12 protein-coding genes are annotated in these 14319 nt (G+C 69.4%); 4 read left to right on the top strand and 8 right to left on the bottom strand.

Features of this window, described 5'->3' with window-relative positions:
• Window positions 1-106: 106 nt before the first annotated feature.
• From ABC766_RS21060 to ABC766_RS21050, 3 genes are read left to right on the top strand one after another with little or no spacing between them, the layout of a single operon-like run.
• On the top strand, window positions 107-844 hold the full coding sequence (locus tag ABC766_RS21060) for a PIG-L deacetylase family protein (protein ID WP_043355972.1): 738 nt from the start codon (window positions 107-109) through the stop codon (window positions 842-844).
• Window positions 841-1434, top strand: coding sequence for a class I SAM-dependent methyltransferase (locus ABC766_RS21055; RefSeq protein WP_345819410.1), 594 nt, complete (start codon window positions 841-843; stop codon window positions 1432-1434). Before ABC766_RS21060 ends, ABC766_RS21055 begins: the two co-directional genes overlap by 4 nt.
• Window positions 1431-2282 carry a glycosyltransferase family 2 protein gene (locus ABC766_RS21050; protein ID WP_345819409.1) on the top strand — a complete coding sequence of 284 codons (852 nt, stop codon included), beginning with the start codon at window positions 1431-1433 and terminating at the stop codon, window positions 2280-2282. The genes ABC766_RS21055 and ABC766_RS21050 overlap by 4 nt, the downstream gene beginning before the upstream one ends.
• A gap of 204 nt (window positions 2283-2486) precedes the next feature.
• On the opposite strand, the gene ABC766_RS21045 is transcribed toward ABC766_RS21050, so the two are convergent.
• From ABC766_RS21045 to ABC766_RS21010, 8 genes are all read right to left on the bottom strand, one after another.
• Window positions 2487-3458 (bottom strand): HpcH/HpaI aldolase/citrate lyase family protein, encoded by a 972-nt coding sequence (locus ABC766_RS21045; RefSeq protein ID WP_043355694.1) that lies wholly within the window; start codon window positions 3456-3458, stop codon window positions 2487-2489.
• Between the two features lie 147 nt (window positions 3459-3605).
• On the bottom strand, window positions 3606-6356 hold the full coding sequence (locus ABC766_RS21040; protein ID WP_053609022.1) for a phosphoenolpyruvate carboxylase: 2751 nt from the start codon (window positions 6354-6356) through the stop codon (window positions 3606-3608).
• A 288-nt stretch (window positions 6357-6644) separates the two neighbouring features.
• Window positions 6645-7535, bottom strand: a complete 891-nt coding sequence (gene sucD / locus ABC766_RS21035; RefSeq protein WP_043355698.1) for a succinate--CoA ligase subunit alpha — start codon at window positions 7533-7535, stop codon at window positions 6645-6647.
• A gap of 15 nt (window positions 7536-7550) precedes the next feature.
• On the bottom strand, window positions 7551-8729 hold the full coding sequence (locus ABC766_RS21030; RefSeq protein WP_043355699.1) for a malate--CoA ligase subunit beta: 1179 nt from the start codon (window positions 8727-8729) through the stop codon (window positions 7551-7553).
• 237 nt (window positions 8730-8966) lie between these two features.
• Window positions 8967-9611, bottom strand: coding sequence for a methenyltetrahydrofolate cyclohydrolase (gene fchA, locus ABC766_RS21025; RefSeq protein WP_043355701.1), 645 nt, complete (start codon window positions 9609-9611; stop codon window positions 8967-8969).
• 14 nt (window positions 9612-9625) lie between these two features.
• Entirely contained in the window at window positions 9626-10489 is an 864-nt protein-coding gene (locus ABC766_RS21020; RefSeq protein WP_345819408.1) for an NADP-dependent methylenetetrahydromethanopterin/methylenetetrahydrofolate dehydrogenase, read from the bottom strand.
• Window positions 10490-10723: 234 nt separating this feature from the next.
• Window positions 10724-11665 carry a D-2-hydroxyacid dehydrogenase gene (locus tag ABC766_RS21015; protein WP_345819407.1) on the bottom strand — a complete coding sequence of 314 codons (942 nt, stop codon included), beginning with the start codon at window positions 11663-11665 and terminating at the stop codon, window positions 10724-10726.
• A gap of 103 nt (window positions 11666-11768) precedes the next feature.
• Window positions 11769-12977, bottom strand: a complete 1209-nt coding sequence (locus ABC766_RS21010; RefSeq protein WP_043385155.1) for an aminotransferase class V-fold PLP-dependent enzyme — start codon at window positions 12975-12977, stop codon at window positions 11769-11771.
• A 537-nt stretch (window positions 12978-13514) separates the two neighbouring features.
• On the opposite strand from ABC766_RS21010, the gene ABC766_RS21005 reads away from it, so the two are divergent.
• Window positions 13515-14312, top strand: coding sequence for a UDP-2,3-diacylglucosamine diphosphatase (locus ABC766_RS21005; RefSeq protein WP_427902327.1), 798 nt, complete (start codon window positions 13515-13517; stop codon window positions 14310-14312).
• Window positions 14313-14319: the final 7 nt, after the last annotated feature.

The following is a 14319-nucleotide window of genomic DNA, read 5'->3' as shown; positions in this document are numbered from 1 at the left end:
ACGCCCGAACCCGCGCACCGTCCTTGGAGCGTCCCGTGATCGATCTCGTCAGCAGCCCGTCGCCGCGCGACCGGCGTCCTGTCTTCGAACGGACCGGAGGCCAGTGATGCGCGCCGACGCCTTTCTGGCCGCCGCCGACGCGTTGCCCCTGGCGAGCCTCGATGCCCTCCTGGGGAGCCGGGGGCTGGTGGTCGTCGCGCCCCACCCCGATGACGAGAGCCTCGGATGCGGCGGCCTGATCGCAGCCGCCCGGGCGTCCGGGCGGCCCGTTCACCTCGTCGTGGTCAGCGACGGATGCGGCTCGCACACGCAGTCCCGCCTCTATCCGCCGGAGAAGCTGCGCGCCCTGCGCGAGGCGGAGACGCAGCGGGCCGGAGCGGTGCTCGGCCTCGGATCCGGGGACGTGACCTTCCTGCGCCTGCCCGACGCGCATGTCCCGAGCGACGGGCCGGAGGCCGACGCGGCTGCGGCGGCCGTGGCCCGCGCGGCCGCGGCGATCGGGGCCGGCGCGGTCTTCGTCACGTGGCGCCACGATCCCCATTGCGACCACAAGGCGGCCGCCGCGATCGTCGCCCGCGCCCGACCGCAGATGCCGGGAGTCCGGGTCTATGAGTATCCCGTCTGGGGCTGGACCCTACCGCCCGAGACCGAGGTCGGCCCAAGCCCGACCGGCCTGCGCCTCGACGTCTCCGCCTATCGCGAGACCAAGGCGCGGGCCGTGGCGGCGCACGAATCGCAGACCACCGACCTGATCGCGGACGATCCCCAGGGCTTCCGGCTCGAGCCCGCCATGATCGACCGGCTCTGCGGTCCCTACGAGCGCTTCGTCGCGATCCCCGCATGACCCGGCGGACCCAGACCCTGCCGGAGGATTACTTCCGCGGCATCTACGCCAGCGACCCGGATCCCTGGCATTTCACCTCCTCGCCCTACGAACGCGAGAAATACGCGGCGACGCTCGCGGCCCTTCCCCAGCCGCGCTACCGGTCCGCCTTCGAGCCGGCCTGCTCGATCGGCGTCTTCACCCGCGCCCTCTCGGAACGCTGCGCCCGGCTCCTCGCCACCGATCTCGTCCCGGCCGCCGCGGAGGCCGCCCAGGCGCGATGCGCGGATCGTCCCCATGTCGAGATCCGGCAGGGGACCATGCCGGCGGACTGGCCGACCGGGCCCTTCGACCTGATCGTCCTCTCCGAGTTCCTGTACTTCCTGGCCCCGCCGGATTTCGCCGAGCTCGTGCGCCGGGCCGGCGAGACGATCGCGCCCGGCGGGGACATCGTTCTGGTGCACTGGCTGGGCGAGACCGATTACCCGCTTTCGGGCGATGGTGCCGCCGATGGCTTCATCCGCCTCTCCGCCGCCTTCGCCCAGGTCCTGAGTCAGTCGCGGACCCCCGATTATCGGATCGATGTCCTGCGCGCCGGAGCCGCGTCGTGAGCATCGCGGTCATCACGCTCAACAAAGGTCGGCGCGCGCACCTGACCCGCCTGCTCGACGGTCTCGGTCGCGGCGATCCGCCCGATCGCTGCGTCGTCGTCGAGATCGGCGGCGATGAGGCGCCCTACCCGGCGCTGCCCTTCCCGGTGGAGCGCGTCGCGTTCGCGCATGCCGGCCTGCCCCTCGCGGCGGCGCGCAATGCCGGGCGACGGGCGGCCCGGGCCGAGACGCTGATCTTCCTCGACGTCGATTGCATCCCCTCGGCGGGGCTCGTCGCGGGCCTGTCGCGGGCGGTGGCCGAGCAGGACGGCCTGATCTGCTGCGAGATCGGCTACCTGCCGGCCGGCGCGGTGGCGGATGGATGGTGCGCGGCGGATCTGGAGCGGTTCGGCCAGCCGCACCCGGTGCGGGCCTTCCCGTCCGCAGGCGTGGTGGCGCCGGCACCGCAGGCCGGGCTGTTCTGGTCGCTCGCCTTCGCGGTGCGCGCCGAGACCTATGACCGCCTCGGCGGGTTCGACGAAACCTTTTCCGGCTACGGCGCGGAGGACACCGATCTGGCGTTCCGGGCGGAGAAGGCGGGGGTGCCGATCCTGTTCCTGGGAGGCCCCCGGGCCTACCACCAGCATCATCCGGGCTACGACCCGCCCCTGCAGCATTTCCGCGACATCGTCGCCAACGCGGCCCGCTTTCACGACCGGCACGGGATCTGGCCGATGGACGGCTGGCTCGACGGGTTCGCCCGGCTCGGGCTGATCGCGGCGGATCGGTCGAACGGGATCGTCATCCATCGCGACCCGACGCCGGACGAGATGGCTGCGGCGCGGCTGCCGGACGATCGGCCGTTCTAGGGCCGTCGCGGCCGCCGCGCCGCAGAGTTTGTCCCTTCTCCCGAAGAGACTGGTGAGGGGTGAACCCGCTCCGGGGCCTTCTCCAACCCTCATCCGAACCTGTCACGCGGTCACGGGCTTGCCCGCGATCCGCTCTGATCTGCCCCGGGGCCCGGCAAGCCCGGCCCCGGTCATGCAGCTGCTTGGCGCGCCGTTCGGGCGGCCTCAGCCCTTCATGGCGTTCGCCTTCTCGATCAGCGCCTCGGCCATGCGGATCGAGGCGATGTCGATGAGGCGTCCGTCCAGGGACACGGCGCCGCGGCCGGCCTTGGCGGCCTCTTCCATGGCCTCAAGAATGCGGCGGGCCTTGGTGACCTCGGCTTCCGAGGGGGTGAACACCTCGTTGGCGAGATCGATCTGCGACGGGTGGATCGCCCACTTCCCTTCGAAGCCGAGGGCGGCGCAGCGGCGGGCCGCCGAGCGGTAGCCGTCCGGATCCGAGAAGTCGCCGAACGGTCCGTCGATCGGGCGCAGGCCGTAGGCGCGGCAGGCCACCAGCATGCGGTTCTGAGCGAACAGCCACGGATCCTGCCAGTGGGTCTGGCGATTGCCGGCCTCGTCCTTGTCGGTGAGCACCGAGAAGTCGGGGTTCACGCCGCCGATCACCGTCGAGCGGGCGCGAGTCGAGGCGGCGTAATCGGCCACGCCGAAGGACATCGCCTCCAGGCGCTTCGACGACTGGGCGATCGCCTCGACATTGGCCATGCCGAGCGCGGTCTCGATCAGCACCTCGAAGCCGATCTGCTTGTCGCGCTTCTTGGCCTGCTCGATCTGGGTGACCAGCACGTCGATGGCGTAGACGTCGGCCGGCACGCCGACCTTCGGGATCAGCACCATGTCGAGCCGCGGGCAGGCTTCGACGATGTCGACCACGTCGCGGTACATGTAGTGGGTGTCGAGACCGTTGATGCGGATCATCATGGTCTTGTTGCCCCAATCCAGGTCGTTGAGCGCCTGGATGATGTTGGTGCGGGCCTTTTCCTTGTCGTCGGGGGCGACCGCGTCCTCGAGGTCGAGGAAGATCACGTCGGCGGCCGACTGCGCCGACTTCTCCATGAAGGTCGGGTTGGAGCCGGGGACCGCGAGTTCGGACCGGTGCAGGCGCGGCTTGGCCTGCTGGATCAGGGTGAAGCTCATCTTGGATTCTCTCTCCTGGTGACGGTTCTGATGCCGTTGCGGGGCTGGACCCCGTTCACCGGCGGCAAATGGCGCGCACTGGGCTGCCTGACAGGGCGCGCAGGCGCGTTTCGATCCGATCCCTCAACGTGCGAGGCCCGCACCGCCTCACCCGGTCGCCCCGAAGCCGACCGCGATGCAGTTGATGGACAGGAGCAGGGCCGACTTCACCGCCTCGCGCCGGTCCTCGTCGGTCTCGGCGCGGTAGCGGGCGAGCAGTTCCACCTGCTCGCGGCTGACCTGGTTGATGGTCGGAAGCCGCCCCTTCAGGCGGTCCCGGAACAGGGGGAAGCGCTCGGCGAGATCCGCGCCGCCGCTCACCCGCAGCACCATCTCCCGGGTCAGCGCGTATTCGGCCTCGATCATCGAGAAGATCCGGTCCCGGATCGCCGCATCCGGGACGAGGCCCGCATAGGCGCGGGCGATGTCGAGATCGACCATCATCAGCGTCTTCTCGACCTCGTCGAGGACGAGGCGGAGGATGCGGGATTCGTTGAACAGCCGCTTGAGGGTCGCCTCGCCGTCGCGGCCGCGCACGTCGATGAAGCTCGCGAGCCCGGACCCGACCCCGTACCAGCCGGTGATCACGTGTCGGTTCTGCGACCACGCGAACACCCAGGGGATCGCCCGCAGGTCCGAGAGCGAGCGGGCGCCGAACCGGCGGGCCGGCCGCGAGCCGATGTTGAGGAGCGCGATTTCGTCCAGCGGGCTCGCCGCCTGGAAGTAGTCGACGAGGCCGTCGGTCTGGAGCAGCTGGACGTAGGCCGCCCGGGACGCGCCGGCCAGCGCCTCCAGGGCGTCGTCGTGGCCGGGGCCCGCCCGCTCGCCGTCGCCGGCGAGCGCGTGCTCGAACACCGAGGCGGCGAGCAGCTCCATCTGGTAGGCGGCGGTGCCGCGGTTGGCGTACTTGAACGAGACGACCTCGCCCTGCTCGGTGGTGCGGAACCGGCCGCGGATCGAGCCCGGCGGCTGGGCCATGATGCCGCGATGGGTCGGCACGCCGCCGCGGCTCACCGAGCCGCCGCGCCCGTGGAAGAAGGCGATGCCGACACCGAGTTCCTCGCCGAGCCGGGTCAGCTTGCTCTGCGCCTTGTAGAGCTCCCAGTTGGCGGCGACGAAGCCGCCGTCCTTGTTGGAGTCGGAATAGCCGATCATGACCTCCTGCACCCCGCCCTGCCAGCGGGTTGAGCGGCGCACCACCGGCACGCCGAGCAGCGCCCGCATGATCGCCGGGGCGGCACGCAGGTCGTCGATGGTCTCGAACAGGGGTACGATCGGCAGCGGGCAGATCTCCGTCCCGGCCGCGTCGAGGAACACCCCCGCCTCCTTGGCCAGCAGGTAGGCGCCGAGGACGTCCTCCACCGAGCGGGTCATCGACAGCACGAAGGCGCCGAACGCCTCCCGGTCGAGGGCCTCGCGCATCTCGGCGACGAGGGCGAAGGTGGCGAGGGTCTCCCGGGCGGCGTCGGGCAGGTCCTCGAAGGACCGCTCGGGATCACGGGGCCGGGCGAGTTCGGTATCGAGCCACTGGCGCCACGCGGTCGAACCGAGGGCCGGCGGCTCGCCGTCGCCGTTGCGCTGGCGCCAGAGGGCGTGGAGCGTGTCGGTGGTCCGCGTGGTGTTCTCGCGCAGGTCGAGCCGGACCGTCGAGAAGCGGAAGATCTCCACCATGCGCCGGACAGGGCGGACGAGATCCCGCGCCAGCGCCCCGCACTTGGCCTCCGTCAGGCCGCGCTCCAGCGTGCGCAGGTCCTCGATCAAGCCGTCGGCGCTGGCGTAGTCGGGACCGGACGGGTGCTCACCTTCGTTGCGGGCGATCGTCGCCTCGATCTTGCGCAGGACGCAGGAGAGATACTGGCGATAAGGCTCGCCCGGGTTGCGCCGGGTGATGGCGCGGGCCTGGCCGCTCTCGGCGAGCTGCCGTTCGAGTTCCGCGTGAAAGCTTTCGGGCAGCGGCAGCGAGCGCTCGGTGAGCGAGAGGGTCCGGCCCAGTTCCCGCACGCCGTCGCGGTAGCGGGTGAGCGAGGCCAGGGCGTTGCGGTGCAGGGTCTGCCGGGTGACCGCGGCCGTGACGTAGGGGTTGCCGTCCCGGTCGCCGCCGATCCAGGAGCCGAACTGGAAGAACGGCGGCACCTTGAAGTCCGTGCCCGGATAGGTCTCGGCGAGGGCCTCGTGCAGGGTCTCCAGGGTCTCGGGCAGCATCTCGAACAGGGTCTCGTCGAAGAAGTGCAGCCCCCAGGCCACTTCCCGCTCGACCGTCGCCTTCTCCAGGTGCAGCTCGCCCGTCATCCAGACCAGCTCGATCTGGTCGCGGAGCTCGTTCATGAGCCCGTTGCGCTCACGATCGGTCCAGCGCGGCATCTCCAGCTCGCGCAGCACGAGGTAGATCCGGCGGAACTTCTCCAGCACCGTCACGCGCTTGCCCTCGGTGGGGTGCGCGGTGAGCGTCGGGCGGATGCGCAGGTCGCTGAGCAGCGCCTGGATCTTCTCCGGGGGCACGCCCTGCCGGCGGGCATCCGCGAAGACCTTGGCGAAGGAGCCGCTGAGCGCGGCACGGCCTTCCGTGCGCTCCACGTGCCGGCGGCGGCGCATCGCGGCGTTCTGCTCGGCGATGGAGATCAGCTGGAACCAGATGCCCTGCACCTGCAGCGCGCGCGCCAGCATCTGCGGCGAGAAGCGCGAGATGTCGGCCGTGCCGTGCAGGACCGCCTCGAGGTCGGGATCGTGCCGGCGGGCGACATCGAGCAGCGCCTGGAACAGGATGTCCAGCGCCTGCTCGGCCGAGGTGCCGACGATCACCGGCGGCGCGAAGGCTGTCGCGTCGACGAGACCTGGATGTGCGTGAAGGGTGCGGGTCATGAGGCCACCTCGTGGCGCGCGGTTTTCTTGGAGGATGTTCAGCGCGAAGCGTCGTCACCGCCGGCTCGGGAGGTACGCGCATCGGCCGGTGCCCAGCGCGACGAGCCCCCTCTCCCGTGCGGGAGAGGGTCGGGGTGAGGGACGCGATGGTTCAGGATCGAGCGCGCCGCCGGTACGCCGATGGACCGCGCCTTCTCCGGAAGGATCCGATCCCTCACCCTGTCCCTCTCCCGCACGGGAGAGGGGACCCACGCCGCGTTCTGAGACTGTGCGGCAGGCTGGCTGCGGCTACGCCGCCCGGGCCAGCACGTCGGCCACCGTCTGGCCGAAGGAACCCGGATCCGGCGCCACGGTGAGGCCGTAGGAGCGCATGATCTCGGCCTTCTCGGCGGCGCTGTCGCCGGCAGCCGAGATGATCGCCCCCGCATGGCCCATGCGGCGGCCCTTCGGCGCCGTGAGCCCCGCCACGAAGCCGATCACCGGCTTCGACATGTTCTCGCGGATCCAGGCCGACGCCTCGGCCTCCTGCGGGCCGCCGATCTCGCCGATCATCAGCACCGCGTCGGTGTCCGGATCGGTCTCGAACAGGGCGAGGTGGTCGAGGAAGGACGAGCCGTTGATCGGATCACCGCCGATCCCCACCGAGGTGGAGATGCCGAGCCCGAGCTCCTTGAGCTGCGAGGCCGCCTCGTAGCCGAGCGTCCCCGACCGGGAGATCACCCCGACATTGCCGGGGAGATAGATGTGACCGGGCATGATGCCAAGCATCGCCTTGCCGGGGGAGATGATGCCGGCACAGTTCGGGCCGACCACCATCGTGCGGCGATCCCGCGGATAGCGCATCAAGTAGCGCTTCACCCGCATCATGTCCTGGGCCGGGATGCCGTCCGTGATCGAGCAGACCAGCCGCAGGCCGGCATCGGCCGCTTCCATGATGGCGTCGGCCGCGAAAGGGGGCGCCACGAAGGTGATGGACGTGGTGGCGCCGGTCGCCGCCACGGCCTCCTTGACGGTGTTGAACACCGGCAGGCCGAGATGGGTGCGGCCGCCCTTGCCCGGGGTGACGCCGCCGACGACGTTCGTGCCGTAATCCAGCATCTCCTTGGCGTGGAAGGTGCCCTTGTCGCCCGTGATGCCCTGGACGATAATCGGGGTGGTCTCGTCGATGAGGATGCTCATGGCGCGGTCTCCCCTTCAGTGCTGCGTCTTGGCGGTGGCGCAGGCGTCGACCGCCTTCTTGGCCGCCTCCGACAGGGTGTCGGCGGTGATCAGGTCGAGGCCGCTCTCGGCCAGGATCTTCTTGCCCGCCTCCACGTTCGTACCGGCGAGCCGGACCACCAGCGGCACGTCGATCTTCACTTCGCGCGCGGCCTGGACGACACCCTCGGCGACCCAGTCGCAGCGGTTGATGCCGGCGAAGATGTTGACGAGGATCGCCTTCACGTTGCGGTCCGACAGGACCAGCCGGAAGGCCGTGGCCACCCGCTCGGGCGAGGCGCCGCCGCCGACATCCAGGAAGTTCGCCGGCTCGCCGCCCGCGTGCTTGATCATGTCCATGGTGGCCATGGCCAGCCCGGCGCCGTTGACGATGCAGCCGATCTCGCCCTCGAGGCCGATGTAGCTGAGGTTGTGCTCGGCGGCCTGCGCCTCGCGGGGATCGCCCTGCGAGGGGTCGTGCATGTCGGCGATGCCCGGCCGGCGGAACATCGCGTTGTCGTCGAAGGACATCTTGGCATCGAGCGCGAGCACCCGGTCGTCCTTGGTGACGACCAGCGGATTGATCTCCAGCATCGTGCCGTCGCAGTCGCGGAACGCCCGGTAGGCGTTCATGATCGTCTTCACCGCGGCCGAGACCTGCTTGATGTTGAGCCCGAGCTGGAAGGCGATCTCCCGGGCCTGGAACTGCTGCAGGCCCACCGCCGGCTCGACCACCACCTGGATCAGGGCGTCGGGCTCGTTCGCGGCGATCTCCTCGATGTCCATGCCACCGCGCTGGCTGGCGATGACGCGCACGCGCTCGGCCTTCCGGTCCAGCACGTAGCCGAGGTAGAGCTCACGCTCGAACGGGTCGGCGGTCTCGACGTAGACCCGCTGGACCGGCTTACCCTCGGGGCCGGTCTGGTGGGTGACGAGGCGCTTGCCGAGGAGATCCTTGGCGGCGTCGCGGACCTCGTTATATGTCCGGCAGAGCTTGATGCCGCCGGCCTTTCCGCGGGCACCCGCGTGGATCTGCGCCTTCACGGCCCAGAAGGATCCGCCCAATTCCGTAGCCGCGTAGACCGCCTGATCCGGGCTGAACGCGATCGCGCCCTTCGGGACGGCCACGCCGAAGCTCGCAAGCAGCTCCTTGGCCTGATACTCGTGGACGTCCATTCGGCGCCTCCTCCGCGGTTCGTTGCCGCCGTTGATGCCCTTCACTTTAGTTGAGTCGAAGGAATAAGCCCGTCAAATTTTTTGATCTCGGGCTTGACGACGACTTTTTCGCGGTTGCAGCACGGATCGTATTCGATGCTGCGTTGCGGCATACTCAAAAACAACGAGGCCGGGGCATGATGCACCCGGCCTCGACTGTCCATGGTTTGCCGGCGCCAGGATCAAGCGCCGCGGGCGTCAGTTCACTTTGGTCTTCACCACCTCGTAGACCTTCTCGGTCAAGGCCCCGGCCCCGGCCAGAAGGTCTTCGAGTTCCTTCAGCCGCTCGTCGGCGAAGTCCCGGTCCTCGAGACCCTTCGCGTTCACGTAGACGTTGAGCGCCGCGCTGCGCAGTCCGGCATAGGCGGAGAGCACGGCCACGCCGGCATCCGACACGACGTTGAGGTTGCCCTTGTCGGCGGTGATCGCCGCGAGGTCGATCACCGCGCGGCACGCCCGGCAGCAGGCGAGCGGCACGTCGCAGGCCGTCTTGAGGGCCGCCTGGATTTTCTCCGCGCGGGCCGCCTTCTCGTCGTCGGTGGCCTTGGGCAGGCCGTAGGCACCCATCACGGCGTCGAAGGCCTGGACGTCCTCCCCGATCATGCCGGTGAGCACGACCCGCAGGCCCTCGGACTTGGCCAGGACCTCCTTCAGCTCGGCCTCGACCTCGACATACTTCTTCTTGCCGATGGTGAGGTTGCAGACCATCGACACCAGAGCCGCGCCCATGGCGCCGGAGATCGCCGCCGCGCCGCCACCGCCGGGGGTCGGGGCGGCGCTGGCGAGTTCCGTCAGGAAGGTCTGGATGGACGCGTTTTCCGGCGCCTGCTGCGTGTCCGACATGGGCGTCCCTCCCGTCAGGCCATCGACTTGGCGAGCGAATAAATCTCCTCGGCGTCGAGCACCTTGTCGGTGCTCTCGAAGAGCTGGCCCACGCAGGCCCGGTGCAGCTTGAGCTTCAACCCGCCGATGCCCAGCGCGCCGAAGGCCTGCTTGCCGTTGCGCTCCTTGCCCTTGTCCATCACGTCGATGCCGCCGATGCCCGTCGGGGGCTGGGCGTTGTAGTCGGCGACGAACTCGATGGACGATTCCTGCACCCAGGCGGATTCGGGCAGCAGCTCGACGCCGATGGCGCCCGCCGTGAACACGAGGTTCGTGCCCTTCACGAGGGCCACGCGGGAGGCCTCGTCGGGGGTCGCGGCGGCCTTCACGTTGACCTTGAAGCGCTTGTTGATCTGGTCCGCGGCAGCCTGGGTCTTGTCGAGGGCGCGGCCCGCGATGGTGACCTCGGCGCCCTCGCCGGCGAGCAGCGCGGCCGAGCGCATGCCGACCGGGCCGGTGCCGGCCAGCACGACGGCCTTCTTGCCCTGGAGCGAGCCTGCGGCCTTCGCCACCAGCGCGACGCCCGCGGCGGCCGTTGTGTTGGAGCCGTTGGAATCGAGCATGACCGAGACGCGGAACGGGCCGAAGAACCGCTTCTTGACCGCGGTGAACAGCTCTTCGCCGGCCGCCATGCTGCCGCCGCCGACGAAGATCGCCGTCGACTTCTTCTCGGAACCGCCACGGGTGTAGATCGTGCCGTCGACCAGAGCGCCGACATTGTCGGGGTTCACGCCACCGTAGCCGGCGATGTGGTCGGCGCCGCCGTCGTAGCCGACGACCGTGTCGAACACGTTCGGCACGGCATCGGTGTCGAACAGGAACAGCAGCTTCTTCGTCACGATTCAGACCTTTCTGTCGCGCCCTGCGGCGCTATCGTCTTGTTTTCAAAGGGCGGTCGCAGCGCGCGACCCATCCGCGTCATCGTGCGCCCGAGCTTTCAGATGGCATAGCGGGCGAGGCGCGGGCCCCCTCTCCCGTGCGGGAGAGGGACAGGGTGAGGGGCGTGCCTCATCCGGAGAGTTGTCCTCCCTCACCCCAACCCTCTCCCGTGCGGGAGAGGGGGCCTGTCGTGCCTACTCGACCACGTTCTGCGGCTTGCCCGCCACGAAGGCCTCGACGTTGTCGACGAGCTGGTCGGCCAGGATCTGCATCGCCTCCTTGCTCGCCCAGGCCACGTGGGGCGTGACGATCAGGTTCGGCAGGTCGGCCTCGCACAGGATGTTGCCGTCCTTGGGCGGCTCCTGCGCCACCACGTCGAAGCCGGCGCCCGCGATGGTGCCGTCCTTGAGCGCTTCGAGCAGGGCCGCCTCGTCCACGAGCCCGCCGCGGGCCGTGTTGATGAGGATGGCGCTCTTCTTCATCTTCCTGAATTCGGCCGCGCCGATCATCCCCTTGGTCTCGGGGGTCAGCGGCACGTGCAGCGTGATCACGTCGGACTGCGTCAGGATCGTCTCGAAATCGACCAGCCCGTCCTGCGGGAACACGTCGTAGGCGATGACCGTCATGCCGAGCGCCTCGGCGCGCTTGGCGATCGACTTGCCGAGCGCCCCGTAGCCGACGATGCCCAGCGTCGAGCCGGCGATGTCGTAGATCGGGTAGTCGAAGTAGCAGAACTGCTTGGACTTCGCCCAGTCGCCCCGCTTCACCGAGTTCGCGTAGGGCACGATTGCCCGGCGCAGGGCGAACATCAGCCCGACCACGTGCTCCGGCACGGTGTTGAAGGCGTAGTTGCGGATGTTGACGACGGTGATGCCCTGCGCCTTGGCCGCGGCCTTGTCGACCACGTCGGTGCCGGTGGCGGCGACGGCGATCAGCTTCAGGTCGGGGAGCTGCTTCAGCGTCTCGGCCCGCATCGGGACCTTGTTGATCAGCGCGATCTCCGCCCCCTGGAGGCGGGAGACGATCTCTTCCGGCGTCCAGGTCGAGTCGTGCTCGACGTATTCGTGCGGGAAGTTGAACGGTCGGACCCTGGCATCGAGGGATTCACGATCCAGGAACACGATCTTCTTGGTCATAGGACCCCTCTCGTACGACGGGCAGTTTCCTCGATAGTCTTGTTCTTACTTGCGCGTCGGGGCGGGCCCGGCAACCCGGCCCCGCCCCGATCGCGTGCGCCGATTACGCCTTATGCAGCGGATTCTCGCGCAGATAGCTTGAGGCGGCGGCGACGCCCGAGCCCGGCGTGACCTTGATGCCGCAATCGATCATGGCCATCTCGGCGCCCGCGATGGCGCCCAGCAGCGAGAGCTCGTTCAGGTCGCCCAGGTGGCCGATGCGGAACACCTTGCCGGCGACTTTCGAGAGGCCGGCCCCGAGCGACAGGTTGTAGCGCTCGTAGGCGTGGATGATCACCTTGGCGGCGTCGGCGCCCTCCGGCACCACGATCGCCGTGACCGTGTCGGAGTTCCACTTCGGCTCCTTGGCGCAGGGCTTGAGGCCCCAGGCCGCCACGGCCTGACGGGTCGCCTCGGCGAGCACGTGATGGCGGTGGTAGACGTTCTCCAGCCCCTCCTCCTTCACGATCGCCAGGGCCTCGCGCAGGCCGTAGAGCAGCGGCAGGACGGGGGTGTAGGGGAAGTAGCCGGTGGCGTTGGCGGCCAGCTGGTCCTTCCAGGCGAAGTAGGCATGGCCGAGCCGGTCGTTGCGGCCGGTGCCGCCCTCGGCGATCTTGAGCGCCTTCGGGCTGATGCAGATCAGGCCGAGGCCGGCCGGCAGCATGAAGCCCTTCTGCGAGCCCGCGATGGCGCAGTCGACCTTCCAGTCGTCCATGTAGAACGGCAGCGAGCCGATCGACGAGATGCCGTCCACGAACAGCAGGGCCGGGTGGCCGGCGGCGTCGATCGCCTTGCGCACCGCGCCGATGTCGCTGGTGACGCCCGTGGCGGTCTCGTTGTGGACGACCATGACGGCCTTGATCTTATGATCCTTGTCGGCGCGCAGGGCCTCCTCGATCTTCTGCGGATCGGCGCCGGTGCCCCACTCCTCCTCCTGGACGACCACGTCGAGGCCGAGGCGCTGGGCCATGTCGACCCAGAGGTGGCTGAACTGGCCGTAGCGCGAGGTCAGCACCGTGTCGCCGCGGCAGAGGGTGTTGGACAGGGCCGATTCCCAGATGCCGGTGCCCGAGGACGGGAACAGGATGACCGTCCCGGCGGTCGAGCCGAACACCATCTTGGAGTCCTGGAGCAGCGGCTTCACCAGCTCGGGGAAGCTCGGCGAGCGGTGATCCTCCGACGGCACGTGCATGGCGCGCAGGACGCGCTCCGGGATGTTCGTGGGGCCGGGAATGAAGAGGTGGTTGCGACCGGGGCGCCGGGTTGCGGCCATGATGTTTCCTCCGAAAAATCCATTGTGCGCGGGCGTGAACCCGCGCCGGGTTGTCCAAGCGTCCTCAGGGAGTCGGTCCGGCGCCGTCGAAAGCGGCTCGCGCCGCGCCCCCTCGAACGCCATCCTCTGCCGTGATCGGGGGGCCTCCGCGGAGCGGCAGGCGGCCTCACGCCGCTCGCGTCGCGGCACGCCCCCGCGCGCCGGTCGCCTCCGAAATGCCGTCCCGTCCAACGGCCTCAGGGCCGTCCTCGCCGCCTTCCTGTCAAGGTCCGGCCGAACTCGTGCCGAGCCGCCGGTTCCTGGTATTATGAGCGGGCGAAGCTCGAAAGGAAAACCGGAAAAACTTCCAGAACTTGGCAAAAAAATTTTTTGTGCGGCGCAACGAAGCCGAGGTCCGGTTGAGATGCTTTGCGGCGCCGCAACGCGGACGGGTGGCCCCGCCGGGACTCCGCGTCATCAAACTGAGATGGGATCGCGCTCTGGATCCCGGCACCGTTCAGCCGCCGGGAGAGGGTTGCCGTGGCCGAGGTTGAGGAGATGCCGGTCCGCGTGCGGACGCTGTTCCTGTCCGACCTGCATCTCGGAACGCGCGGCTGCCAAGCCGGTCTGCTCCTGTCGTTCCTGAAGGATTACGACGCCGACACGATCTATCTCGTGGGCGACATCGTGGACGGGTGGCAGTTGCGCTCGGGCTGGTACTGGCCGCAGGAGCACAACGACGTGGTGCAGAAGCTCCTGCGCAAGGTCCGCAAGGGCGCGCGGATCGTCTACCTGCCCGGGAACCACGACGAGTTCCTGCGCGACTATGTGGGCACGAGCTTCGGCGGCATCGAGCTGGCCGAGACCGCGATCCACGAGGCGGCCGACGGCAAGCGCTACCTCGTGATCCACGGCGACCAGTTCGACATGGTCGTGCGGCACTCGCGCTGGCTCGCCCATCTCGGCGACGGCGCCTACACCCTGGCCCTGTCCCTCAACACCCTGATCAACAAGGTGCGGCGGCGCCTCGGCCTGTCCTACTGGTCGCTCTCCGCCTGGGCGAAGCTGCGCGTGAAGAACGCCGTGAGCTTCATCGGCCGCTTCGAGACGATCCTGGCCGAGGAGGCGCGCCGCCAGGGTGCCGACGGGGTGATCTGCGGCCACATCCACCATGCGGCGGACCGGCCGATCGGCGACCTGCGCTACCTCAACACCGGCGACTGGGTGGAATCCTGCACCGGTCTCGTGGAGCATTACGACGGCCGGCTCGAGGTTCTGCACTATCCGAGCCTCCTGCGGGCGCAAGCGGCCGAGGCCGTGCCGCAACCCCTGGCGGGCCGGCGCGCGGTGGCTTGAGGGCACT

It is taken from the genome of Methylobacterium fujisawaense, assembly GCF_039619325.1.
GTDB lineage: Bacteria > Pseudomonadota > Alphaproteobacteria > Rhizobiales > Beijerinckiaceae > Methylobacterium > Methylobacterium fujisawaense.
The sequence above is the reverse complement of the archived record's forward strand: the minus strand, read 5'-3'. Positions and strand labels throughout refer to the sequence as shown.